At 70.4% G+C, this 25657-nt stretch carries 18 protein-coding genes, 1 tRNA gene and 1 other RNA gene; 7 read left to right on the top strand and 13 right to left on the bottom strand.

All coding sequences use genetic code 11. The features are described from left to right. Positions 1-22: 22 nt before the first annotated feature. Both DO944_RS00540 and DO944_RS00535 read right to left on the bottom strand, forming a co-directional pair. Positions 23-358 (bottom strand): peptidase, encoded by a 336-nt coding sequence (locus DO944_RS00540; RefSeq protein ID WP_112613687.1) that lies wholly within the window; start codon positions 356-358, stop codon positions 23-25. Then, positions 355-1599: an inorganic phosphate transporter gene (locus DO944_RS00535; protein ID WP_112615029.1), complete on the bottom strand. Its 1245-nt coding sequence runs from the start codon at positions 1597-1599 to the stop codon at positions 355-357. The genes DO944_RS00540 and DO944_RS00535 overlap by 4 nt, the downstream gene beginning before the upstream one ends. Before the next feature lie 199 nt (positions 1600-1798). Between DO944_RS00535 and DO944_RS00530 the strand changes: the two genes are divergently transcribed. Next, positions 1799-3958, top strand: coding sequence for a S9 family peptidase (locus DO944_RS00530; RefSeq protein ID WP_396652001.1), 2160 nt, complete (start codon positions 1799-1801; stop codon positions 3956-3958). A gap of 21 nt (positions 3959-3979) precedes the next feature. Here the strand turns inward: DO944_RS00530 and recR are convergent, their stop codons facing one another. Beyond that, positions 3980-4573 (bottom strand): recombination mediator RecR, encoded by a 594-nt coding sequence (gene recR / locus DO944_RS00525; RefSeq protein WP_112613685.1) that lies wholly within the window; start codon positions 4571-4573, stop codon positions 3980-3982. Positions 4574-4576: 3 nt separating this feature from the next. Continuing rightward, positions 4577-6883 (bottom strand): DNA polymerase III subunit gamma and tau, encoded by a 2307-nt coding sequence (locus DO944_RS00520; protein ID WP_112613683.1) that lies wholly within the window; start codon positions 6881-6883, stop codon positions 4577-4579. 90 nt (positions 6884-6973) lie between these two features. Between DO944_RS00520 and DO944_RS00515 the strand changes: the two genes are divergently transcribed. Next, complete coding sequence (locus tag DO944_RS00515; protein ID WP_112613681.1) at positions 6974-8107, top strand: NAD(P)-binding domain-containing protein; 1134 nt, start codon at positions 6974-6976, stop codon at positions 8105-8107. Between the two features lie 35 nt (positions 8108-8142). On the opposite strand, the gene DO944_RS00510 is transcribed toward DO944_RS00515, so the two are convergent. From DO944_RS00510 to ffs, 5 genes are all read right to left on the bottom strand, one after another. Continuing rightward, the gene (locus DO944_RS00510; RefSeq protein ID WP_112613679.1) at positions 8143-10722 is read right to left on the bottom strand and encodes a glycoside hydrolase family 65 protein; all 2580 of its coding nucleotides are present in this window, start codon (positions 10720-10722) and stop codon (positions 8143-8145) included. A 65-nt stretch (positions 10723-10787) separates the two neighbouring features. After that, positions 10788-11516: an HAD family phosphatase gene (locus DO944_RS00505; protein ID WP_112613677.1), complete on the bottom strand. Its 729-nt coding sequence runs from the start codon at positions 11514-11516 to the stop codon at positions 10788-10790. Positions 11517-11541: 25 nt separating this feature from the next. Beyond that, positions 11542-12771, bottom strand: a complete 1230-nt coding sequence (locus DO944_RS00500; RefSeq protein WP_112613675.1) for an acetate/propionate family kinase — start codon at positions 12769-12771, stop codon at positions 11542-11544. After that, positions 12768-14885 carry a phosphate acetyltransferase gene (gene pta / locus DO944_RS00495; protein WP_112613673.1) on the bottom strand — a complete coding sequence of 706 codons (2118 nt, stop codon included), beginning with the start codon at positions 14883-14885 and terminating at the stop codon, positions 12768-12770. Before pta ends, DO944_RS00500 begins: the two co-directional genes overlap by 4 nt. A gap of 93 nt (positions 14886-14978) precedes the next feature. Continuing rightward, positions 14979-15075: signal recognition particle sRNA small type (ffs, locus tag DO944_RS00490), an RNA gene on the bottom strand. Positions 15076-15182: 107 nt separating this feature from the next. Here ffs and DO944_RS00485 point away from each other — a divergent pair. The 3 genes from DO944_RS00485 to DO944_RS00475 are packed head-to-tail and all read left to right on the top strand — an operon-like array spanning position 15183 to position 19768. Further along, entirely contained in the window at positions 15183-16175 is a 993-nt protein-coding gene (locus DO944_RS00485) for a MoxR family ATPase (protein ID WP_112613671.1), read from the top strand. 7 nt (positions 16176-16182) lie between these two features. After that, positions 16183-17463 carry a DUF58 domain-containing protein gene (locus tag DO944_RS00480; protein WP_112613669.1) on the top strand — a complete coding sequence of 427 codons (1281 nt, stop codon included), beginning with the start codon at positions 16183-16185 and terminating at the stop codon, positions 17461-17463. Next, positions 17453-19768, top strand: a complete 2316-nt coding sequence (locus tag DO944_RS00475; RefSeq protein ID WP_258524524.1) for a DUF3488 and transglutaminase-like domain-containing protein — start codon at positions 17453-17455, stop codon at positions 19766-19768. The genes DO944_RS00480 and DO944_RS00475 overlap by 11 nt, the downstream gene beginning before the upstream one ends. 111 nt (positions 19769-19879) lie before the next feature. On the opposite strand, the gene DO944_RS00470 is transcribed toward DO944_RS00475, so the two are convergent. Further along, the gene (locus DO944_RS00470; protein WP_112613667.1) at positions 19880-21277 is read right to left on the bottom strand and encodes a dicarboxylate/amino acid:cation symporter; all 1398 of its coding nucleotides are present in this window, start codon (positions 21275-21277) and stop codon (positions 19880-19882) included. Between the two features lie 200 nt (positions 21278-21477). Here DO944_RS00470 and DO944_RS00465 point away from each other — a divergent pair, with 200 nt between their 5' ends. Beyond that, positions 21478-22086, top strand: coding sequence for an HD domain-containing protein (locus DO944_RS00465; RefSeq protein WP_112613665.1), 609 nt, complete (start codon positions 21478-21480; stop codon positions 22084-22086). Positions 22087-22159: 73 nt separating this feature from the next. Here the strand turns inward: DO944_RS00465 and DO944_RS15605 are convergent, their stop codons facing one another. The 3 genes from DO944_RS15605 to DO944_RS00445 all read right to left on the bottom strand — a co-directional run bounded on the left by DO944_RS15605 (position 22160) and on the right by DO944_RS00445 (position 24516). Beyond that, entirely contained in the window at positions 22160-22408 is a 249-nt protein-coding gene (locus DO944_RS15605; protein ID WP_220118255.1) for an META domain-containing protein, read from the bottom strand. A 269-nt stretch (positions 22409-22677) separates the two neighbouring features. Continuing rightward, a complete protein-coding gene (locus DO944_RS15510) occupies positions 22678-23937 on the bottom strand; it encodes a hypothetical protein (protein ID WP_146751983.1) in 1260 nt (419 codons plus the stop codon). A 487-nt stretch (positions 23938-24424) separates the two neighbouring features. Beyond that, positions 24425-24516: transfer RNA gene (locus DO944_RS00445), tRNA-Ser, on the bottom strand. A 73-nt stretch (positions 24517-24589) separates the two neighbouring features. Between DO944_RS00445 and DO944_RS00440 the strand changes: the two genes are divergently transcribed. Then, complete coding sequence (locus DO944_RS00440; protein WP_112613657.1) at positions 24590-25630, top strand: beta-propeller fold lactonase family protein; 1041 nt, start codon at positions 24590-24592, stop codon at positions 25628-25630. Positions 25631-25657 lie beyond the last annotated feature (27 nt).

Below are 25657 nucleotides of genomic sequence, written 5' to 3'. Positions count from 1 at the left end.
GCCACAGCCTATGCCGGGGGTCCTACCGTCCCGCCACGATGAGGACGATGCCGCCGAGGACGGCGAGACCGCACAGGGCGAAGGCGCCGTAGGCCGTGACGAGCGCGATCCTCTTCTGCCCCGCCGTCAGCGGATTCTTCTTCGCCGCCTTGGCCGCTGCCTTCGCGTGACGGCGCGCCTGCTTCTCGCTGATGACGGCGATCGCGTCGGTGAACTCCGCGGGAGTCACCACCGGCACCCGGCCCGCGCGCACCAGCATCCGGAGCCCGAGTGCGTAGAAGCCGACGACGAGCACGGCGCCCGTGATGGCCGCCGCGAACACCTGGACGAAGGCGAACCAGTCGATCGAGACGTTCATCGCTCGCCCTCCGTCTGCTCCGAGCCCGAGTTCTTCGCCGCGGCCGCCGCCTTCGCGCGCCGCTGCCGCCGGGTGGGCGGCGGATCGGAGGGCACGTCGACGGCCAGGCCGGAGTCGGCGACCTCGCTCATGGCGTTGCCCGCGTGCACCTCGTTGCGGCGCGAGCGGAGGAACAGCGCCAGCACGATCGCGACGGCGGCGATCGCATCGATGACGATGCCCACCGGGCCGAGCCACACGACCAGGAGCGCCGCCACGGCGCCGACCGCGCCCGACGCGGGGAGCGTCAGCAGCCAGCCGACGGCGATGCGACCGACCGTGCCCCAGCGGACCGTCGAGCCGCGGCGTCCGAGTCCGGAGCCGATCACCGAGCCGGATGCGACCTGCGTCGTCGACAGCGCGAAGCCGAGCGCGCTCGAGGCGAGGATCGTCGACGCCGTCGACGCCTCGGCCGAGAAGCCCTGCGCGGGCTTGACGTCGGTGAGCCCCTTGCCGAGGGTACGGATGATGCGCCATCCGCCCATGTAGGTGCCCAGCGCGATCGTGACGGCGCACGCCACGATGACCCACAGCTGCGGTTCGGCGTGCTCGGCGCTCTGCCACCCGGCCGCGATGAGGGCGAGCGTGATGACGCCCATCGTCTTCTGAGCGTCGTTCGTACCGTGGGCGAGCGCGACGAGCGACGACGTGAAGATCTGGCCCCAGCGGAACCCGTCGCGGCCGTCCGGCTTTCCGTCGTGGCGGCGGGTCACGGCGTAGGCGACCTTCGTGACCGTGAAGGCGATGAGGCCGGCCGTGACGGGGGCGATCAGCGCCGGGAGGATGATCTTGCTCAGCACGACGCCGAAGTCGATGGCCATCGCGCCGACGCCCACGAGGGTCGCGCCGATGAGGCCGCCGAAGAGGGCGTGCGACGAGCTCGACGGGAGGCCGAGCAGCCAGGTGAGCATGTTCCACGTGATGGCGCCGATCAACCCCGCGAAGATCAGCGGCAGCAGCGCGGTGGCGGCGAGCTGATCCTCGTGGATGATGCCGTGCGAGACGGTCTTGGCGACCTCCGTGGACAGGAAGGCTCCGACGAGGTTGAGGCCGGCGGCCAGGAGGACGGCGACCTTCGGTTTCAGGGCCCCCGTCGCGATCGGCGTCGCCATCGCGTTGGCGGTGTCGTGGAAGCCGTTGGTGAAGTCGAAGAAGAGTGCCAGTCCGATGACCAGCAGAAGAATGAGTACAGCGGTTTCCACTGTGCGCTCTCTGTGCGTGCGGGCCCGCGAGCGCGGGTCCTCGAGTACGGGTCGGGATGCCGCGGCAGCGGCGGGCGCGAACGAAGAGTTCACCGTCTGTTCAGGGTCCGGCAACCGGACCATCGAATCCTGCCACACCATCGCCGTCACCGTGAATCCGAGCGGCCGGATCAGGCGGCCGCGGCGCTAGCGTGGAACGGTGACCGACACCCGCGACATCCCCACTCCGTCCCCCTCCGACGCGCCGGCGGCCCCCGTTGCAGCTGTGCGCGAGCACCGCCGTACGCACCACGACGACGAGTTCGTCGATCGCTACGAGTGGCTGCGCGAGAAGGAAGCCGGCGAGGTCGTCGCGCACCTCGAGGCCGAGAACGCGTACACCGACGCCCGCACGGCGCACCTGAGCGGGCTGCGCGAGCGGATCTTCGAGGAGATCAAGGGGCGCACCCTCGAGACCGACCTGTCCGTTCCGAGCCGCCGCGGCGACTGGTGGTACTACAGCCGCACGGTCGAGGGCAGCCAGTACGGCATCCACTGCCGCGCTCCCCTGGCCTCACCCGATGACTGGACTCCCCCGCAGCTCGAACCCGGCGTCGACGTCCCCGGCGAGCAGGTGCTGCTCGACGGCAACGTCGAGGCCGAAGGAGCGGAGTTCTTCTCGCTGGGCAGCTTCGAGGTCTCCACCGACGGTTCGCTGCTGCTGTACGGCGTCGATACCGAGGGCGACGAGCGGTACACCCTTCGCCTGCGCGACATCGCCAGCGGCGAGAACCTCGCCGATGAGATCGCCGGCACCTTCGCCGGAGCCTCGCTGTCACCGGACGGCCGGTTCGTCGTCTATTCCACCGTCGACGACGCCTGGCGACCCGACTCGGTCTGGCTGCACGAGATCGGCACCGACACGGCCTCCGACGAACGCCTCTTCCACGAGCCCGACGAACGGTACTGGGTGGGTGCCGGCTTCACGCGCAGCGACCGGTATCTGGTGATCGAGGTCGGCTCGTCGATCACGAGCGAGGAGTTCCTCGTGCCGGCCGACGACCTGCGGGCGGAGCCGCGCTCGGTGTGGCCTCGCCGTGAGGGCGTGGAGTACTCCGTCTCGCACGCGATCGTCGACGGCGCCGATGTGCTCTACGTCCTGCACAACGACGACGCGCTCGACTTCGAGCTCGTGCGGGTCTCGGCCGAAGACCCGACGGGTGCGCGCGAGGTCGTGCTCCCCCACCAGCCGGGACGCCGTTTGGAGGGCCTCTCGACGTTCCGCGACTGGGCGCTGCTCGGCTACCGGCGCGACGGGCTGCAGCGTCTCGGCATCTTCGACTACGCCTCGGGCTCGGTCACCGAGCTCGAGTTCGACGAACCCCTCTACACGGTGGGCTCCGGCGGCAACCCCGAGTGGGCGCCGCCCGTCCTGCGTCTCGGCTACGGCTCATTCGTCACCCCCGGCACCGTCTACGACTACGTCGTCGCGACCGGAGACCTGCTGCTGCGCAAGCGCCAGCCGGTGCTGGGCGGCTACGACCCCGCGGACTACGAGCAGCGACGGGTGTGGGCGACGGCCGATGACGGAACGCGCATCCCGGTCTCGGTCGTCTGGAAGCGGTCGTTCGGAGACCCCGCGGACGGGGCGAGCGGTCAGCCCCGCGCCCTGCATCTGTACGGCTACGGCTCATACGAGCACTCGATCGACCCGGCCATGTCAGTGGCGCGCCTGTCGCTCCTCGACCGCGGCGTCGTATTCGCCGTCGCTCACGTGCGCGGTGGCGGCGAGATGGGGCGGCAATGGTACGAAGACGGGAAGCTGCTGCACAAGCGCAACACCTTCACCGACTTCGTCGCCGTCGCCCGCCACCTCGTCGAGACCGGCTACACCTCGCCCGACCGGATGACCGCCGAGGGCGGATCAGCGGGCGGACTGCTCATGGGCGCCGTCGCCAACCTCGCCCCCGAGCTGTTCGCCGGAATCCTCGCCGCGGTCCCCTTCGTCGACGCGCTGACGACGATCCTCGATCCCTCCCTGCCGCTGACGGTCATCGAGTGGGACGAGTGGGGCGACCCGCTGCACGACCCCGACGTCTACGCGTACATGAAGTCGTACTCGCCGTACGAGAACGTCCGCGAGGACGCGACGTACCCGCGCATCCTCGCGGTCACCTCGCTCAACGACACCCGCGTGATGTACGTCGAGCCCGCCAAGTGGGTCGCCCGCCTGCGCGAGGTCGGTGTCGACGCGCTGCTGAAGTGCGAGATGGTCGCCGGTCACGGCGGCGTGAGCGGCCGGTACAACTCGTGGCGCGAACGCGCCTTCGAGCTCGCCTGGCTGCTCGACGTCGTGGGTCTCGCAGACCAGCAGGCCTGACCCCGACCTCGAGGGATGCCGTCAGAGCTGGCGGCGTCCCTCGAACGCCCGGCCCAGCGTGACCTCGTCGGCGTATTCGAGGTCGCCCCCGACGGGAAGGCCCGATGCCAGGCGCGTGACCCGGATCTCGAGGGTCGTCAGGAGGCGGCTGAGGTAGGTCGCCGTCGCCTCGCCCTCGAGGTTCGGGTTCGTGGCGAGAATGACCTCCTGCACGGTGCCGTCGGCGAGGCGCTGCATGAGCTGCGCGATGCGGAGGTCGTCGGGGCCGACGCCGCCGATGGGGCTGATCGCTCCGCCGAGCACGTGGTAGAGGCCCCGGAACTCACGGGTGCGCTCGATCGCGGCGACGTCCTTGGCGTCCTCGACGACGCAGATGAACGTGCCGTCGCGCCGCGGGTCGCGGCAGATCGCGCAGCGGTCCTGCTCGGACACGTTGCCGCAGATATCGCAGAACCGTACGCGTTCGCGCAGCTCGCCGAGCAGGTGCGAGAGCTTCGAGACGTCGAAGGTCGGGGTCTGCAGGATGTGGAACGCGATGCGCTGCGCCGATTTCGGTCCGATGCCGGGCAGGCGGCCGAATTCGTCGATGAGGTCCTGGACGATGCCGTCGTACATGGCTTAGCCGAATCTCGTGGGTGAGGTGAAGGGTTCTTCGCGGACGAAGGTGGCACCGAGCATCTGGCGCACGACCGCCTCGCCGTATCGCTCGATCCCGCCCCGCGCGGGCGCCGCGTTCGCTCGACCGTTCGAGGGCGCGGCAACGGGGGCGGCAGCGGGCCGTTCGGGACCGGAGCCGTTCCGGTCTGCGGTCGGAGGCGCGGCCGCGGGCCGCTCCACGGCGACCGGCGCGCGCGGGGGCAGCGGCGCGTAGTCGTCGACGGGCGGCGGCGGGTAGTCGCGGTCCTCCTCGTCGATGGGCGGCAGAGGCTCGGGGTACGGGTCGACGTCACCGTCGTGGGGGGCCGTGAGCGTGCGCACGGGCGCCGCGACGGCATCCTCGGGCTCGTCGTCCACCGCGAACTGCGGCGCCGGGTCGCCCTGCGGAATCGGCGCAACCGCCCACTCCGTGACGGGGGCGGCGTAGGAGGAGGAGCCGGAGGGTGACGCGGTTGCGGTCGGGCGGCCGCCCGCCGGCGCCGAGGCGGCACCCGCGGCCCGCTGACCGCCCGGAGCCTGCTGCGACGAGGGCGCCTGCACCGGCTGCCGCTGATCCGTGGAGGGCTGCTGCCGGGGAGCGCCGCCGGGCTGCCCGCCGGCAGGCGGAGGTGTGGGCCCGCCCGGGGCCGGTCCGCCGCCGGGGTCGGAATCGTGACGAGCGACGTACTTCACCCGCACCCCGAGAACGCCGAGGATCGCGCCGCGCAGGTCTTCGCTCGGGCCCTTGCCGGCGTTGAGCTTCTTGAACTGCAGGACGTCGGACTGGCTCTGGAACGAGAGGGTGAGCACGCCGGTCTCGGAGAAGGCGACGGGCGAGGCGACGGAGGCGATCATCCACGAGGTGCGGCTGATCGTCTCGAGACGCTGCAGCACCTCGGGCCAGGCGTCGCGCATCTGCGCGAGCGTCACGGTCGACGGATCGCGCGGTTCCGCCGGGGCCGCGGCCGCCGAGCCGGATGCGGCCGCCGCAGCGCCGGTCGCCGGCGCGGACGGCTGTGCCGCGGGAGCGGGCGAGGCCGCTGCACGGTCGGGCTGCGCGGAGGCCGGAACCTGCGCCGGAGCGGGGGTGACGATGCGTGGCGGGGCTGCGGGCGCGGACGCGGGCGACGAGGCATGCGACGCGGGGGCCGCGGCGACCGGCGCCTGATCGGCTGCGGGAACGCCGTGCTGGGCCGCGGCGAGCACGCGCGCGACCAGCAGCTCGAGCTGCAGCCGCGGTGATGTGGCCCCCGACATCTCGTCGAGCGCGGTCACGACGAGATCGGCCGTGCGCGAGAGACGGTCGGTGCCGAAGAGCGCGGCCTGGCGTCCCATCCGTTCGAGCTCTTCGGCGGACACGCCGCGCAGCACGGCGGATGCGCCCTGGCCGGTCGCCGAGACGATGATGAGATCGCGGAGGCGCTCGAGCAGATCGTCGACGAACCGCCGCGGGTCCTGGCCCGTCTGGATGACGCGGTCGACGGCCGCGAAGGCCGCCCCAGCGTCGACGGCGCCGAACGCCCCGACGACCTCGTCGAGCAGCTCGGCGTGGGTGTAACCGAGCAGGGCGACGGCGCGCTCATACGCGACGGCGCCGTCGTCGGAGCCGGCGATCAGCTGGTCGAGCAGCGACAGCGTGTCGCGCGGCGACCCTCCCCCGGCACGCACGACGAGCGGGAGGACACCGGCTTCGACCTGCACGCCCTCCTGGGCGCAGAGCTGCTCCACGTACTCGAGCATCGCCGCGGGCGCGACGAGACGGAACGGATAGTGGTGCGTGCGCGAGCGGATCGTGCCGATGACCTTCTCGGGCTCGGTCGTCGCGAAGATGAACTTCACGTGCGCCGGCGGCTCCTCGACGAGCTTCAGCAGGGCGTTGAAGCCCTGAGCCGTGACCATGTGCGCCTCGTCGAGGATGAAGATCTTGAAGCGGTCGCGAGCCGGGGCGAAGACGGCGCGCTCGCGCAGGTCGCGGGCATCGTCGACACCGTTGTGGGATGCCGCGTCGATCTCGACGACGTCGAGCGATCCACCGCCGCCGCGGCTCAGCTCGACACAGCTGTCGCAGGTGCCGCACGGGGTGTCTGTGGGTCCCTGCGCGCAGTTGAGGCAGCGGGCGAGGATGCGGGCCGAGGTGGTCTTGCCGCAGCCGCGGGGACCGGAGAAGAGGTACGCGTGACCGACGCGGTCGGAGCGGAGCGCCGTCATCAGGGGTTCGGTCACCTGCGACTGGCCGATCATCTCGCCGAACGCTTCGGGACGGTAGCGGCGGTAGAGGGCGGTGGTCACCCAGACAGACTACGGCGTACCGCTGACACCGGCCCTGTCGGCATCCGCCACCGCGGGAACAGCGCGCGCCCGCGCGCGGTTGCACCGGGCATGGAAGCCGCCCGGGTCGACGTCGTCGTGATCGGCGCAGGGCAGGCCGGTCTCTCCGCCGCCTACCATCTGCGGCGTCGCGGGTTCGTCCCGGTCGCCCCCGGAGACGCACCCTCCGATGCACCCGTGCGAACGTTCGTCGTGCTCGACGCCGAAGACGGCCCCGGCGGCGCCTGGCAGCACCGGTGGGAATCACTGCGGATGGAGACCGTGAACGGCATCCACGAGCTGCCGGGATTCGCCGTGCCGCCGGCCGATCCGCGGGCTCCGGCACGCACCGTGCTGCCGGCCTACTTCGACGACTACGAGCGCCGCTTCGACCTCCGCGTGCATCGCCCCGTGGAGGTGCGGCGCGTCGAACGCGAAGACGCCGATCCGCGCGGTCGTCTGCGCGTGGTGACGGGCACCGGGTCATGGTCGGCGCGCTGGGTCGTCAACGCCACGGGGACGTGGCGCCGCCCGTTCTGGCCCCGCTACCCGGGAGCCGAGACCTTCGCTGGCCGTCAGCTGCACGTGCACGACTACGTCTCGGCCGACGAGTTCGCCGGGCAAAGGGTCGTCATCGTGGGCGCCGGGATCTCGGCCATCCAGCTGCTCGACGAGATCTCCCGCGTCGCCGACACCTTCTGGGTGACGCGCGACGAGCTGCGGTGGGATGCCGGCGGGTTCGACACCGCCGCGCGCATCGCGGCCATCGCGGGGGTCGAGGAGCGCGTGCGGCAGGGGCTTCCTCCCGGCAGCGTCATCTCGGTCACCGGCCTGCACTGGAATCGCTGGGCGGAGTCGGCGCAGCAACGCGGCGTGCTCGTGCGGCATCCGAAGTTCGAGCGGATCGAGCCAACCGGCGTGCGCATGCGAGATGGCCGTCTGGAGGGCGCCGACGCGATCCTGTGGGCCACCGGATTTCGAGCCGACATCCCCCACCTGGCACCGCTGGGCCTGCGGACCGCCGCCGGCGGCATCCGGGTCGCGAACGGGCGGTCGGTCGACGAGCCGCGGCTCTTCCTCATCGGCTACGGCCCGTCGCAGTCGACGGTCGGAGCCAACCGCGCGGGCCGCGACGCCGTCCGCGCGATCATGACCGACGCGACCGCCACGGCCGCCGGGGCACGCGAGGTCGCCGCGCGGGCCTGACCCGCCGCAGACGAGGACCGGGCGCCCCGGCGACGTCAGGAGTCGGTGCTCACCTGCTGGTCGGCGAAGGTCTGCGCGTAATCATCGACGACGGGGATCTCGCCGGTGATCACGGGCACCTCCGTCGTCACCGTGGGGATGGACGTCGTGACGGTCGCATCCGGGATCGACGCCGACAGCAGCGACCCGTCCTCGCGCCTGGCGTCGGCGAGCTGACGCAGCGACGGCCGCCCCGAGAGCAGCGGGCCCTGACCCGCGAGCGGTATCCGGACGGTCTCTCCGCCCTCGACCCGCACGTCGCGTCCGCGGACGGAGAATTCGACCGCGTCGCCGGGGCCGGCGGCGACCGTCATCGCATCGGCCGTCAGCGTGATGTCGAGGCGCGTGCCCTGCCAGTGCAGCGTGTACTCCAGCGAGGGCCAGTCACGCGGCAGACGCGGGTCGAAGCTCAAGGCGCCGTAATGGTCGCGCATGCCGCCGAAGCCCGACACGAGGGCGGTCCACACACCGCCGGCGGAGGCGACGTGCACCCCGTCCGACGCGTTGCTGTGGAGATCGCCGAGGTCGACGTAGATCGACTCGAGGAAATACTCCAGCGCGAGGTCCTGGTATCCGACCTCGGCCGCGAGGATCGACTGCACGACACCCGACAGAGTCGAGTCGCCGGTCGTGAGCGGGTCGTAGTACTCGAAGTCGGCCAGCTTCTCCTCGTCGGTGAAGTGGTTGCCCTGGAGGAACAGCGCGAGCACCACGTCCGCCTGCTTGAGCACCTGGTAGCGGTAGATCACGAGCGGGTGGAAGTGCAGCAGCAGCGGACGCTGGCTGTCGGGGGTGTTCTCGAGGTCCCACACCTCGCGTTCGAGGAAGACCGCGTCCTGAGGGTGGATGCGCAGCGACTCGCTGAACGGGATCAGCAGCGCTTCGGCCGCCCGCTCCCACCCGTCGGCCTCGGCCGGGTCGAGGTCGAGACGCTCGGTGAGGGCACGGTACGCCTCCGGCGCCTGCTCGGCCATGTCGCGGACCGTGCGCGCCGCGAAACGCAGGTTGAACCGCGCCATCACGTTCGTGAAGAGGTTGTCGTTCACGACCGTCGTGTACTCGTCGGGGCCGGTGACGCCGTGGATGTGGAACGACTCGGCGTCACCGTTCTCGCTGAAACGCCAGAACCCGAGCGTGGACCACAGCCGCGCCGTCTCGACGGCGATGTCGACCGCCTCGCGGTAGAGGAAGTCGACGTCACCGGTCGCCCGCACGTACTTCGCGAGGGCGAAGCTGACGTCGGCGTTGATGTGGTACTGCGCGGTGCCGGCGGCGTAGTAGGCCGACGCCTCTTCGCCGTTGATGGTGCGCCAGGGGAACAGGGCGCCCGCCTCGTTGAGCTGCCGGGCGCGGCGGCGTGCGGCCGGCAGCATGAGGTAGCGCATGCGCAGCGCGTTCCGGGCCCAGAGGGGCGTCGTGTAGGCGAGGAACGGCAGGACGTAGACCTCGGTGTCCCAGAAGTAGTGTCCGCTGTACCCCGAACCCGTCACGCCCTTGGCGGGGACCCCCTGCCCGTCGGCGCGGGCGGCCGCCTGCGCGAGCTGGAACAGGCACCACCGGGTCGCCTGCTGCAGGTCCTCGTGGCCGCCGATACGGACGTCGGAGCGGCGCCAGAAGTCGGCGCACCACGCCGCCTGCCGCTCGAACTGGACCTCGACGCCCTCCTCGCGAACCCGGTCGAGCACGCGACGGCTCCGCTCGACGAGCTCGCGGGCGGGCACGCCGCGCGAGGTGTGGTAGCTGACGAGCTTGGTCACGGTGATCGGAACGCCCCGGCGCGCGTTGACGCGGAAGACGTTCTTGGCGATGTCGGGTTCGACGAGTCGCCGTGTCGAGAACTCGTTCTCGGTCTCGATCAGATGATCGGCGACGACCGACACCGTCATGCCCGAGTTGGACGACTTGTACGACAGCACCGACCGGCCGTCCTCGTCCTGCCAGTACTCCTGGGGCTGGAGGACGCGTTCCTCGATCTTCTCGGTCTTGCGCGGGTCGAAACCGGGAGCAGCACGGCCCGGCGCCGAGCCGCCGTAGACGTCCTCGCCGTCCTGGCGGTTGACGATCTGGCTGCTCACCGACACCGGAGCGTCGGAGTTGAGCACCGTCACCGTGAGCCGCATGATCGCCAGGTGCTTCTGCTCGAACGACACGAGGCGCTCGAAGTCGACCTGCACTTCCTTGCCGCTGGGGGTGACCCACAGCAGCTTGCGCGTGAGGACGCCGGTGCGCATGTCGAGCACCCGCTCGTAGTCGCGGATGTCGGCGATGTCGAGCGAGAGCGGCTCGTCGTCGACGTAGACGCGCATGACCTTCGCGTCCGGCGCGTTGATGATCGTCTGACCGACCTCGGCGAAGCCGAAGGCCTGCTCGGCGTGGCGGATCGGGAAGATCTCGTGAAAGCCGTTGATGAAGGTGCCGTGCTCGTGGGCGTAGCGCCCCTCGGGGTGGTTTCCTCGCAGCCCGAGGTAGCCGTTGCCCACGGCGAAGAGCGTCTCGGTGACGCCGATGTCCTCGACCGAGAACCTTCTCTCGACGAGACGCCAGGGGTCGACGGGGAAGCGATCGCGATCGATCATGATGGCCTTCCGGAGGACGGGTTCCCGCTGCTGGAGGCGGGCGATGCGGGCGGGTGTAGACGTGATCAGACGAAGGCGTCGAGGTCGTCGACGACGACGTGGGCTCCGAGCGCACGCAGCGCATCGGCACCGGCACCGCGATCGACGCCGACCACGAGAGCGTAGCCTGCCGCGACGGCCGACTCGACACCCGAGTGGGCGTCCTCGATGGCGACGGAGCGGGCCGGGTCGACGCCGAGCATGCGCGCCCCCTCGGCGAAGACGTCGGGCGCGGGCTTGGAGGGCAGATGACGCTCTTCCGCGACGACGCCGTCCATGACGACGGGGAACCTCTCGAGCAGGCCCGCGACGGCGAGGACCTCGCGCGCGTTCTTCGAGCTCGAGACGACCGCGATGGGGGTCCCGGCTGCCTGGAGCTTGTCGACCAGGGCGAGCGATCCCGGGTAGGGCGCGATGCCCTCGGATCGCAGGACGCGCTCGAACACGGCGTTCTTGCGATTGCCGATGCCGCAGATCGTGTCCGCTGACGGGTCGTCGCTCGGATCGCCCCACGGCACCTCGACGTCACGCGAGCGCAGCAGGCTCGCGACGCCGTCGTACCGCTTCTTGCCGTCGAGGTGGCGGAAGTAGTCGTCGGCGGTGTACGCCGGTGTGATGCCCCAGGCGCTGAAGAGCTCGGTGAACATCGTCTGCCAGGCGTGCATGTGCACGTCGGCGGTCGGAGTGAGCACGCCGTCGAGGTCGAACAGGACGCCGTCGTAGGTGGACAGGTCGGGAAGCTCAGCCGAGGTCACGGAACCAGCGTAATGAGTCGGGCAGTCACGCCGTCACGGCGATGGTCTGCCGGGCGATCTCCAGCTCCTCGTTGGTCGGGACGACCAGGACCTCGACGCGCGAGGCGTCCGTGGAGATCCGGCGGATGCCGCGCCCGCGCTGCTCGTTGCGGGCCGGATCGATCTCGATCCCGGCGAACCCGAGCGTCTCGAGTGCCGCGGCACGCACCTGCGGAGAGTTCTCGCCCACGCCCGCGGTGAAGGAGATGACGTCGACCCCGCCGAGCTCCGCGAGGTACGCGCCGGCGTAGGCGCGCAGCCGGTGGGCGTAGACCTCGAACGCGAGCGTGGCCGCCTCGTCGCCGCGGGCGACGCCTTCCTCGATGTCGCGCATGTCGGAGACCCCGGCGAGGCCGAGCATTCCGCTGCGCTTGTTGAGGAGGTCGTCGAGCTGCGGGATGGTCATCTCGGCGCGTCGGGCGAGGTGGAAGATCACCGCGGGGTCGATGTCGCCCGAGCGCGTGCCCATGACGAGGCCCTCGAGGGGCGTCATCCCCATCGACGTGTCGACCGAACGACCGCCGTCGATCGCCGTGACGGATGCGCCGTTGCCGAGGTGGAACACGATCTGGCGCAGCTCGGCGAGCGGTCGCCCGAGGTGAGCGGCCGCGGCTTCGGAGACGAACTTGTGGGAGGTGCCGTGGAAGCCGTAACGGCGGACGCGGTGGGCCTCGGCCAGCGCGGTGTCGATCGCGTAGGTGTAGGCGGCAGGTGGCATCGTCTGGTGGAAGGCGGTGTCGAAGACCGCGACGTGCGGCAGGTCGGCGAAGGCCGCCTTCGCCGCGCGGATGCCCTGCAGCGCACCGGGGTTGTGCAGCGGCGCGAGCACCGACAGCTCGTCGATGTTGATCTCGACGAGAGGCGTGATGAGCGTGGGCTCGAAGAACCGCGCGCCACCGTGGACGACACGGTGGCCGACGGCGACGGGCGGATGCTGCTCGAGCGACGGGCCGTTCTCGGCGAACGCGTCGAGCATGAGCTGGAAGCCGGCCGTGTGGTCGGCGATCGGCAGCTCGCGCTCGGAAGTGGCGTCGGTGGCGGTCACGGCAGGCTCGCCGGCAGCGGCGGGCGGGAAGAACACGGTGTGCTTGACCCGGCCCTGCTCCTGCCCGATGCGCTCGACGAGACCCGATGCGTGAGGGATGCCGGTCTCGGCGTCGATCAGCTGGTACTTGAACGACGACGAACCGCTGTTGATGACGAGCACGATGCTCATGCGGATGCCCCTCCCTGGGCCTGGATCGCGGTGATCGCGATCGTGTTGACGATGTCTTCGACGAGGGCTCCGCGGGAGAGGTCGTTGATGGGCTTGTTCAGGCCCTGCAGGACGGGGCCGATCGCGACGGCACCGGCCGACCGCTGGACGGCCTTGTAGGTGTTGTTGCCCGTGTTCAGGTCGGGGAAGACGAACACCGTCGCCTTGCCTGCGACGGACGATCCGGGCATCTTCTTGGCCGCGACGGCGGCGTCGGTCGCCGCGTCGTACTGGATGGGGCCTTCGACCAGCAGCTCGGGAGCGCGCTCGCGGACGAGGGCGGTGGCCGCGCGCACCTTGTCGACGTCGGCGCCGGTCCCCGACTCCCCCGTCGAGTACGACAGCATGGCCACGCGCGGGTCGATGCCGAACTGGCGGGCCGTCTCGGCCGACGACACGGCGATGTCGGCGAGCTGCTCGCTCGTGGGGTCGGGGATGACGGCGCAGTCGCCGTAGACGAGGACGCGGTCGGCGAGTGCCATGAGGAAGACGCTCGAGACGACCGAGACGCCCGGCTTCGTCTTGATGATCTCGAAGGCCGGACGGATCGTGTGCGCCGTCGTGTGCGCGGCACCCGAGACCATCCCGTCGGCGAGACCGAGGTGCACCATGAGGGTGCCGAAGTACGACACGTCGGTGACCGTGTCGGCCGCCTGGCCGTACGTCATGCCCTTGTGCGCGCGGAGGCGCTCGTACTCGCGGGCGAACTTGTCGACGTGCACGGCGTCGAAGGGAGAGAGGATCTCGGCTCCGCGCAGGTCGAGACCGAGCTCGAGCGCGCGCGAGCGCACCTCGATCTCCTCTCCCAGCAGCGTGATGTCGGCGATGCCGCGGGCGAGCACGATCGAGGCCGCGTGCAGCACGCGATCATCGTCGGCTTCGGGGAGGACGATGCGGCGGCGGTCGGTGCGGGCCCGCTCGACCAGGCCGTAGGCGAACATCAGCGGGGTCACGACGGTCGAGCGCGCGAGCCCGAGCGCCTCGGTGAGCTCATTGGTGTCGATGTGGCGCTCGAACAGGGCCGCCGCCGCCTCGTAGTGGCGCCGGGAATCGGCCGCGAGGCGCCCGCGGGTGCCCATGATGCGGGCTGCGGTCTCGTAGGTGTCGAGGTCGGTCGCGATGATCGGCAGCGTCTCGCCGACGCCGTCGATCAGGCGGTCGACCGCCTCCGGCAGCGGGAACCCGCCGTTGATGACGATCGCCGAGAGCGAGGGGAAGGTTCCCGACCCGTGCGCGAGCAGGGTGGCCAGCAGAACCTCGGCGCGATCGGAGGGGATGACCACGACCGAGCGCTCGCTGAGCCTCGGCAGCACGTTGACCATCGACATCGCACCGATGACGACCCCGAGCACCTCGCGCCCCAGGAGGTCGGCGTCGCCCTTGACGAGCGACCCCTCGACGGCCGCGAGGACGGTGCTCACCGACGGCGAGACGAGGAAGCGGTCTTCCGGCACGGCCCAGACCGGGACGTTCTGCGGCACCGCACCGCGCACGGCCTCGACGATCTCGTCGAGACGATCGCCGTCGGCACGGTTGGCGACGACGGCGAAGAGCTCGGCGCGGTCGCCCCGCAGCTCGGCGACGGACAGCGAAGCGATCTGCCCCATCTCGTCGGGGGTGCGTGCCGGGGCCGAGCCGAGCTTCTCGCCGCCGCCCTGGCCCGCCCGGCCGCCGAGCACCAGCAGGACCGGCGCTCCGAGGTTCACGGCGATGCGACCGTTGTAGCTCAGCTCGGCGGGAGAACCGACATCCGTGTAGTCGCTGCCCATGATGACGACGGCGTCACACTTGGCCTCGACCGACTTGTAGCGCTCGACGATGCGGGAGAGCGCCCCGTCGGGGTCGCGACGCATGTCGTCGTAGGTGACGCCGATGCACTCGTCGTACGCGAGGTCGACGCCGTCGTGGTCGAGCAGCATCTCGAGGACGTAGTCGCGTTCCTCCGTCGACCGGGCGATCGGCCGGAAGACTCCGACGCGAGGCGCGACGCGGCTGAACGCCTCGAGCACCCCCAGCGCGATGATCGACTTCGCGGAATGGCCTTCTGCGGACGTGATGTAGATGCTCTGAGCCACGGGTTCAGCCTAAGAGGGAGAGGCCTGACCACGAGCCGTGAATATCCCCACGGGTCGTGGCGGCAGGTGCCGCAGGCCACGACGGTGGGGGAAAAGTAAGACTCTCCGCGAACCCGGCAGAGCCCGGTTACCCTTGCTACGTTTCCGTCCTGGGGGAGTTGGCCTGGATGCCGCCTCGCGGAGAGCTGTCACCATCCTAACCCGGAACCTGAGTCCTCCCGTCACCGGGGGCGGTTAGGCTCTCGCCAGATGGGCGCGACGCGGCGGGGCACGCGGCGCCGAGAACGAGGGGATCGCATGACCAACGACGGCACCCAGGCGACTTTCGGCCCGGACCGGTTCGCCGCCACCACCGAGGCGATCTCGGCGAGCATCGCCCGCGTCATCGACGGCAAGCCCGAGGCGGTGCGCTCCGCGCTCGTGTGCCTCCTCGCCGAGGGGCACCTCCTCATCGAGGACGTGCCCGGGGTCGGCAAGACGATGCTCGCGCGGGCGCTCGCCGCGACGGTGGATGCCACGGTGCGCCGCATCCAGTTCACCCCGGATCTGCTCCCCGGCGACGTCACGGGGGTGAGCGTCTTCAACCAGGCCGATCGCGAGTTCGAGTTCAAGCAGGGGGCGATCTTCGCGCACATCGTCATCGCCGACGAGATCAACCGCTCCTCCCCCAAGACGCAGTCGGCGCTGCTCGAGGCGATGGAGGAGCGTCAGGTGACGGTCGATGGCCGAACCCACGCGCTGCCCGCGCCCTTCCTGGTGGTCGCGACGCAGAACCCTCTCGAGATGGAGGGCACCTACGCCCTGCCCGAGGCGCAGCGCGACCGCTTCATGATGCGGATCTCGATGGGCTATCCCGATGCCGCCTCCGAGGCGCGGATGCTGCGCCAGCGCGACACCGTCAACCCGCTCTCGTCGCTCGCTCCGGTCATCACCGCACGCGAGGTGCAGGATCTCATCGCGTGGGCCCGCAGCCTGCACGTCTCACCCGCCGTCGAGGAGTACGCGGTCGCGATCGCGCGGGCGACCCGCGACCACCGCGACCTGCGTCTCGGGGCCAGTCCGCGAGCCACGCTGCAGCTGGTCCGCGCCGCGAAGGTGTGGGCGGCGCTCGACGGGCGCCCCTTCGTCATCCCGGACGACATCGTCGCCCTGCTGCAGCCGGTCTTCGCTCACCGACTCATCCCGGCACGCACGACCGGCGCCTCCCGCGGCAAGAGCGGTGCCGAGGTGGTCGAGGCCGCACTCGCCGACATCGCCGCGACGGTGCCGGTGCCTCTCCCGGTCCGCTGAGCCCGCCATGTCCGCTTCTCCCGCCCCGGCTCGACGCCGGCTGCACCCGCTGGGACGCGCTCTCCGACGGATGTGGCCGCTGACGACGCGCGGGGTCGGCGCGGTCGTCATCGGCATCGCCGCCATCGTCTGCGCCCACGCCTTCGGCGTCGTGGAGCTGGTGTACGTCGGCGTGCTGCTGCTCGTGATCGTCGCGCTCGGGTGGGTGTCGCTGTGGTTCGTGCACCGCTACGGCGAGGTATCGCGCTCGTTCTCCCCCGACGTCGCCGCGGTCGGAAACGAGAGCGTCGTCACGGTGCACGCGACGGCGCGCGGCGGTCTGTCCGGCGCGATCGCACGATGGACCGACATCCTGCCCGAAGGCGTGGAGGGCGAGGCCTCCGGGATCCTGGCCGGCGCCGCAGCCCTCGACCACGTCCGGCTGACCTACCGCATCCGGGGCACTCGACGGGGCATCCGCGACGTGGGGCCGTTCTCGATCGTCGTCACCGATCCGTTCGGGTTCACGCGTCGCAATGTGCGGGCGGGTGGCGTGGAGCCGATCACGGTCGCGCCGGCGACGGTGACGCTGCCTCCCCTGACGGAGTACCCCGGCGAGGCAGGCGGCAGCCTCCACACCGCGACCCATCAGCTGGGCGAGGGCGCCGACAACCTCATCCCGCGGGCCTACGCCCCCGGCGACTCGATGCGGCGCATCAACTGGCGTGCCAGCGCGCACCACGACGAGCTGATGGTGCGTCAGGAGGAACAGGAATCCACCCCGGAGGCGACCGTCGTGCTCGATCGCGCGGCGGCGCGCTGGGCTCCCGCCGCGTCACGACCGGGCGAGGACCCGACGTTCGAGGCCGCGGTGACCGCCACGATCTCGGCCGCCGCCCGTCTCGCCCGCGAAGGCTACGACGTCACCGTCATCGACACCGATGCGCACCCCATCGGCGCACCCGTCCCGGCGGGAGACATCGTCGCGGTCGAGCAGCTCGCCCTCGACCTCGCGACGATCGTCACCGGATCGGACGACCGTCTGGCCTCGCTCCCCCGCCTCTTCGCGGGCACCGTCGCCGGTCCCGTCGTTGTCGTGTCGGCGCGGGTCACCGCCGCCGATGCCGAGGCCCTGGCACCATTGGTCGCTCATAGCGCGCTCCCCGTGCTGCTGGCCGCCGATTCCTCGGTCGACGCCCTCGAGCGGGCGTCCGCGGCCGGCTGGCGGGCCGCCGCCCTCTCCGCCGACGGCGACCTCACCGAGACCTGGCGCGCCGCGACCGAATGGGGGACGGCTCGTGCCCGCTGATCCGTCACGCCGGTTCTGGCGCCGCCCGGCGACGATGCCCGCGCGCGGTGAGCTGACTCGAACCGGTGACGTGCGCCTGGCGACGGCCCTCCTCGTCGCCATCATCGCGGCGATCCTTCCGCTGCTGCGCGTCGTCGCCGCCGGCACGTGGCTCGTCGTCGCGGTCACGGTGGCCGCGGCCGTGCTGCTGGTCGGCGTCGGATTGCGACGACTTCGCACGCCCGCCGTCGTCGTGACTCTGACCGAACTGGTGGCCGCCGGCGCGCTCGTCACCGCGGTGTACTTCGGCGACACCGCGTTGCTGCTGGTGATCCCGACGCCCGGAACGTTCGCCGAGGTGCCCTCTCTCGTGGCGGGCGCGAGCGACCAGATCATCAACGGCATCGCGCCGCTCTCGGCGGAGCGGCCACTGTCAGCCCTGGCCGTGACCGGTGTCGCGGCTCTCACGGTGCTGCTCGACCACACCGTCATCACCGCGCGGATGCCCGTGCTGGCGGCCATCGCTCTCGTCGCGGTATGGCTGATCCCCGCCCTGTCCGTCCCTTCCGCCGTCGACCTGGTCGGGTTCGTCGTCTTCGCCGCCGCGCTGCTGCTGCTCATCCGCGCCGAGACCCGGTCTCGCGAGCGCGCGCTCGCCCGATCCGTCGCCGCGGCGGAGAAACCGCGCGGTGAGGCGGCCTCCGCCGCGCGTCCGCGCCGCGCGGGAGCGGTGCTCGCCGCCGGCCTGGCCGTGACCGCGATCGTCGCGACCGTCATCGTGGTCCCGGAGCTCCCCCGCCCGGCGCCCCGCATCGGAGTCGGCACGGGGCCCGCCACGACCATCAATGCCAGCCTCGAGCTCGGCGACGACCTGCGACGCCCCACGGACGTCGAGGTGCTGACGACGCGCACCAACGCGCCGAGCATGCCGTACCTGCGGGCGGCGACGCTCTCTCGCTTCGACGGCCGGGTGTGGGAGCCCGACCGCGACGAGACCACACCGCTCACCCCCGAGGCGCTCGGTCCCGTCGTCGCCGACCCCGACATCCGTGTGACGGAGTACCAGACCACCGTCAGCATCACCCAGCTCTCCTCCGCCTGGCTGCCGGTTCCCGGCCCGGCCGTGCGCGTCGATGACCTCTCGGGCGCGTGGGAGGCGATGCCATCGAACCGCACGGTCATCGCAGGAGACGCCGTCACGCAGGGCCAGGAATACGTCACGACGACGCACGTCGTGCGACCGACCCTGGAGCAGATCCAGGCGGCCGGGACCACGATCGACGGCCTCCCCGAGACGGTCAGCGAACTGCCCGCCGAGATGCCCGCCTCGATCGAGCGGACAGCGCGCGAGGTGACCGCGACGGCGGAGAACGACTTCGACCGGCTCGCCGCCCTCCAGCGCTGGTTCCGCAGTGGGGAGTTCACGTACTCGCTCGACGCTCCGGTCTCCGACGGGTTCGACGGATCGGGCGTCGATGCGATCGCCGACTTCCTCGAGGTCCGCAGCGGCTACTGCGTGCACTTCGCCTCGGCGTTCGCCGTCATGGCGCGGACACTCGGCATGCCCTCCCGCATCGTCGTCGGATACCTGCCGGGGACGCTGACCGGCCGGGTCGCCGACGGCGAGAGCGTCGCGACGGTGCTCAGCTCGCAGCTGCACGCGTGGCCGGAGGTGTATTTCGCCGGCATCGGCTGGGTGCCGTTCGAGCCCACCAACAGCCTCGGGACCCCCGCCACCTACACGCGATCCACTCAGCCGCTGCCTGACGACGGCGGGCAGGACGTGCCTCCGGTGCCCGCGCCGCAGCAGACGGCGACGGTCGCGCCGGACGGCGTGCCCACACCGACGCCGACCGCCTCGACGGGGACGGGAGCGGGCTCCGGGACGTCGCCCCTCTCGCTCGTGCTGCCCTACGGCGGAGTCGCCCTCGGCTTCGCGGCCCTCGTGCTGCTGCCGGCCCTCCTCGGAGCGGCGCGGCGGCGGTGGCAGGCGACGGCGGCTGAACGCGGCGATGTGCTGGCCGCGTGGCGCATCGTCCGCGAGAGCGCTCGCGACGTCGGTCTGCGCGTGGACGACGCCGAAAGCCCCCGTGCCCTCGGCATCCGGCTGGCGGCGGTGCCGACGGTTCCCGCGGACAGGGTCGAGGCCCTCGTCACCGCGGTCGAACGCGCGAGCTACGGCGTTCCCGGCAGCGAACGCGACGCGGAGATCGGCCGCGCCGCGGCATCCGACGCCCTCGCCGTCCGCCGCGGGCTGCTCGCGTCCGTCTCGACGCCGCGCCGCATCGGCGCCGTCCTGCTCCCCCGCGCCCTCGTTCACGCCTGACCAGCCCGCCACGCGCCCCGCGCGCCGATGGGGCGCACTTCCCGACGTTGAGCGCAGAAGAAGCTGCGCCGGATGCCGGGAAGTGCGCCCCATCGCGGGTGGGCGCGAGCGTCAGGCCCGGGCGGAGGGCTCCAGCTCGTCGGCGCTGTCGTCGGCGAACGGGTCGCCCGAGCGCTCCGCGTCGTACAGCTCGCGGTCGAGGATGCCCTCGCGCTTGGCGACGATCGTCGGCACGAGCGCCTGGCCTGCGACGTTGACCGCGGTGCGCCCCATGTCGAGGATCGGGTCGATCGCCAGCAGCAGGCCGACGCCCTCGAGCGGCAGGCCCAGGGTCGTGAGCGTCAGTGTGAGCATGACGGTCGCGCCGGTCGTGCCCGCCGTCGCCGCCGAGCCGACCACCGACACCACCACGATGAGCAGGTACTGCACCGCGTTGAGCTCCAGGCCGAAGAACTGCGCGACGAAGATCGCGGCGATCGCGGGGTAGATCGCGGCGCAGCCGTCCATCTTGGTCGTCGCCCCGAACGGCACGGCGAACGAGGCGTACTCGCGCGGGACACCGAGGTTGCGCTCCGTGACGCGCTGCGTGAGCGGCAGGGTGCCGATCGAGGAACGCGAGACGAACGCGAGCTGCACGGCGGGCCAGACACCCGAGAAGTACTGCCGGATCGACAGGCCGTGGGTCTTCAGCAGCACGGGGTACACCACGAACAGCACGAGCGCCAGACCGATGTAGATCGCCACGGCGAACCAGAGCAGCGTCGTGAGCTTCTCCCAGCCGTAGGTGACGACCGCGGATCCGATGAGGCCGAGGGTGCCGATCGGGGCGATGCGGATGATCCACCAGAGCACCCGCTGGACGACCTTCAGTGCCGACTCGGTGAACGACACGAACGCCTCGGCGCGCTTGCCGAGCTTGAGGGCGGCGATGCCGATCGCGACCGAGATCACGATGATCTGGAGCACGTTGTACCCGACGCTCGAGCTCGCGGCACCCGTCTCGGGGTTGATCGAGGTCGACACCGACAGACCGAGGAAGTTCTGCGGGATGAGGCCTGTGAGGAAGCTCCACCACGAGCCGACGCTCGAGGGGACGTCGGGCGTGAGCTCACCGGCGTCGACGCGCGCGCCGGGCTGGATCGTGACGCCCAGCACGATGCCGATCGTCACGGCGATCAGCGCGGTGATCCCGAACCAGAGCAGCGTCTGGCCCGCCAGGCGCGCGGCGTTCGTGACGTTGCGCAGCTGCGTGATCGAGGCGACGATCGCGAGGAAGATCAGCGGCACGACCGCCGTGCGCAGCAGTGTGACGTAGCCGCTGCCGATCGTCGACAGCGTCGCGGCGAGCCCATTCGGGTTGCCCTCGGCATCGGGCCCGAGCTGACGTGCCAGCAGGCCGAGGAGGACGCCCGCGACGAGGGCGATCGTGATCTGGAAGCCGAACGAGCGGTAGAAGGGCTTCTTCCGCTTCGCCGGGGCGGCGGCGTTCTTCGAGGTGGCAGAACTCATGGTGGTGCTCCTGAGAGGGATGACGTCGCGATGGCGACCCACCGACGCTAAACCCGATTCGAGGTCGTCGGGGCCATATGACCCTCCGTGACACCCGCTGACTCCGACACGCCGTCGCTTTCGGGACACGGCCGCTCTGATGTCTGCCGGAGTCGGCAGCGGGGCGGTCCGGGCCGTCGCCGCCACCCCAGAATGAGCGCATGATCCGTGATCTCGACCGTCTCCTCACCCCGCCGACGCCCACCGCCGCGCTGGCTCTCGAGGCGGTGAGTCGATGGTCCTCGCCCGCGCTCGTGAACCACGGCATCCGGTCGTGGGCCTGGGCGCGGCTGCGCGCCGAGGCGCTCGGGCTCGACCACGACCCCGAGCTGCTGTTCGTCGCCGCAATGCTCCACGACCTCGGCGTGACGCCGGCGTTCGACACGCACGAGGTGGCGTTCGAATCGGCCGGCGGGGCGGCGGGGTGGCTCTTCGCGGCCGGTGCGGGGTGGCCCCCGGAGCGCCGCGAACGCGTGCGCGAGGTCATCGAGCGCCATATGTGGCTGAGCGTCGACCCGGCAATCGACCCCGAGGGGCACCTGCTGGAGGTCGCGACGAGCCTCGACGTCTCGGGAGTCGCGCCGGAGCTGTGGGATGCCGCGACCCTGCGGGCGGTCACCGAGCGGCATCCGCGTCGAGACTTCACCGCGCAGTTCGCGGGATGCATCCACGCGCAGGCTCGCCGCAAGCCCGGCACCGCCGCGGCCCGGCTCGACGCGTCGGAGCGCATCGGCGAGGGCGGGCGGGTGTGGGACGGCATCCTGGCATGACGAAGGGCGCCACCCGGATGAGTGGCGCGTTCATCACATGACCGTCGTGGGCACGCGCGCGACGCCTCTCGGCTCACTCATCCGGGCCGAAGACGATCGTCGCGTCTCCCCCTGTGATCTCTAGCCGGCCATCGACCCGCGCCCAGTCGACATCCGAAGCAAAGACCTTCTCCACCCAGGCCTGCTCAGCCGCTCGGGTCTGATCGCACGCCTTCAGCGTCGCGGTTGCCGCACCGGGGACGATGATGCTCCCGCGCAATCTGACGGGAATGTTGAGCGTGTTGCAGGGCGTTTCGATCACTAACATCGGCGTGCCGTCCATGTTCATAGCTCGGAGGACGATCGCACCCTCAGCCACCCATTCAATTGATGCCCCGTCTTCTATAGCGCTCATGGATCGGTACCCCTCGCACCCCAGCGTGTGCGCCAGAGCAGCGGGGCACCGCTCGAACGTCGTCCACGACGTCGTTGGCGACGGTTGCTGAGGCTGGCTACAGGCGGTCACCATCAACATTCCGATGAGGTTGACCAAAAGCGCACCATTCCTGACCCGCCTGCGATCCTTTTCTACTGACCTACCCACGGCGCACACTAAAAGGTAAGGAGTGATGCGCCGGGCAGGTTGTTCAAGGCGGTTCTCATGGACGTGAAGAGCACTGTCCTGTAACACTCGATACCCGGGTACGCCACACTGCCACAGGCAGTCCCCACCGAGTCGCGACCGGCTTGAATCATGCCGATTGCGCTCACATTATAGTCATTCGGCGGCATATAGTTCATGAAAACTGATCCCCCGCTGTCCTCTCCGGCGATTGCAATCTGACCAGCCGTTCGCTGCGTGGCGGAAATGGTCGACACCATGCCATACCCGTCGTCGATGTAGACGTACATCGCAGTTACCTGCAGATTGCAGTGGGATCCAGAAGTGGCACCACTCACGCACACGTAGTCGTTCAGCCCGACGTCGAACAACCCGTAGAGACCTTTTTCGAGACCGGTGTTGACACCCACGTCCCATGGCCCATCGAACATCCGTGGCCCACCTGTCGCGGAAAGTACGCGGAGTGCCCCGTCCAAAGATGTCGCAAGTGAGTTTCCAAAGCTGCCCTGGCCATTCGGCGCCGTGTAGGGAAGTGCGTCGCAGTGCCGTGCGGTCGTGGCACGGGGGCTGCCGTTGTACAACACGGAGAACCCGGTGGAGCAGATATCCGTGGTGGGCGGCAAATGACGTTGCATCGCGGAGCCGGCCCAGTACGGTGGCGTCGGCTCGCTCCGGGATCCGTTGGTCAGAGCGATGTCTCCGCCGACAGTGGAGACACGCGTCTGCGGTCCTGTGATCGACTTCGCGACATCCTCCGCCGCGTCCCGCGACCCCGCATGAACATCCTGCGCTGAACGAGACCGGTCAGTGGGAACCCCGAGGACGACGATGTCGGACGTATCAGCCGCCACCCCCTGAACGCCCGTGATCTCAAAGCCAACATCAGCAAATAAGCTCTCAGCCTCAAGGAGCCGCCTTGCCGCATCTTCGATCTCGGACAGGGACCGAGGCCACTGCTCGACAGTGGCACTGATGCCTAATCCTGCCGCCCGCTCCAGTGTTGCAACCATGAGGTCATCCTGACCGTGCCACAGAAGGCGTACGGCGAGATTCTCTGCGTCGTTCACTTGACTGACGTACCCACTACCGTGAACGGATTCATGCTGAGCGATCCAACTTGTGAGTTCACCGATTCGCAACTGATTGCGCAGTACCCGATCATCCACATCCCCGGGAACGTTACTGACGTCCCCGCGCTCTTCACTGCCGACGTCAGCCGCGCTCGCCACCGCAGTACCACCCGTGGTCATTACACCGACTATGAATGCGGCCACGACTCGGCCCACACCCCGTCCTCGCATTTGCCCCAGCTCGCCTTCGCTCGTGAAATACGGTGATGTTCCAACTGATTCACTGTCTTACGAAGAATCACCGTCGAAGAGCAGTCAATCAGACCGCGGCAAAGAATGTAAGGCCTGCACTGGCGACCTGCAGTCACCCCCGCGAACGCGGGCCGGCGGGAAAAATCTCTTGAGATCAGTACGCGCACCTCTGCGACCACGACGATTGGATCCGGTCGCAGAAGTGCGGGACAGCCGTCCTCTGCGTCGCGACGTGGAAGGCTCCGGCCGCAAGACCCACCCTGGCGCAAGGGCTTGTTCGCGCAGCCCCCCAGGCTCGACAAGAGGCAGGCTAAGATCGGCCCCCTCGCTCTCTCCCGGCGAGCGCCCGGGCGGGTGTGGGACGGCATCCTGGCATGACGAAGGGCGCCACCCGGATGAGTGGCGCCCTTCGTTGTGGCGGAAGTGACAGGATTTGAACCTGCGAGGCGAGTTACCCCGCCTACATGGATTCCAGCCATGCTCCTTAGGCCGCTCGGACACACTTCCGTCGACGAGTTTATCAGTCCCCGGCGTGGACTCCCGCCGCGTCGGTCTCGGACCGCGGAGCTAGGCTCGTGGCGTGACTGATTCCTCTCTCGTCCTGGTCGCCAACGCGGGTGACAGCAGCATCAGCGTGTTCCGTCTCGACGGCGACGCCCTCGAACGGCTCTTCGTCGCCGACGGCCTCACCGGCACCGGCACCTTCGCGATCGACCGCGAGCGCGGCTTTGTCTACGCGGGAGTCAAGGGTGCGACCTCCGACGAGCCCGCGGCGATCGTCACGCTCTCCCTCGATCGCGCCACGGGCGAGCTCACCCCCCGCTCGCGCTTCGCGCTTCCGGACGGCTCGGTCAGCTACATCGCTCTCGCCCGCGGGGGCACGGCTCTACTCGCCGCCTCCTACGGCGGCGACTACGGCTTCGTCGCCCCGATCACCGACGGCGCGATCGGCGAGCCGACCGGCCGGGTCGAGTTCGCCAAGCTCCACTCGGTGCTGCCCTCCTCCGACGGCCGCTTCGCCTACTTCGTCTCGCTCGGCGACGACCTCGTGGGGCAGTTCGCGATCGGCGACGACCTGTCGCTGACTCCGGTCGGCTCGGGGTCGGCCGCGGCGCCCGCAGGCAGCGGACCCCGCCACCTGGTGCTCAACAGCGCCGAGGATGCCGTATACGTCATGACCGAGTACTCCGGCGAGGTGCTGCACTACACGCGCGATCGGGAGACGGGCGGCCTGCAGCTGCATTCCCGGGCCAACGCGGTCGACCCGGCCGCCGGGCTCGTGCGCGGTGAGATCGGCGGCGACCCCGTCGCCAACCACGCGGTCTGGGGCGCCGACATCCACTTCGGCGCGGACGAGCGATACCTCTGGATCTCGGAGCGGTCGACGAGCACGCTGGGCGCCGCACCCATCGCCGGAGACGGCACCGTGCAGGACGTCGCGTCCTTCATCCCCACCGAGCCGCAGCCGCGCGGATTCGTCCTCTCCCCCGCAGGCGACCGTCTGATCGCGGCCGGCGAGAAGTCGCGCACGGTCTCGCTCTACGCCGTCGACGGCGCCGAGCTGACGCTGCTCGAGCAGGCCGAGACCGGCGCGGGCGCGAACTGGGTCCGCTTCGCCTGACCCGCGGCGCCCCGGGTACCGTGGATG

Origin of the sequence: Microbacterium sp. SMR1, from assembly GCF_003289625.1 — a bacterium.
GTDB classification, from domain to species: domain Bacteria; phylum Actinomycetota; class Actinomycetes; order Actinomycetales; family Microbacteriaceae; genus Microbacterium; species Microbacterium plantarum.
This window is presented reverse-complemented; position numbering and strand designations above follow the sequence as displayed.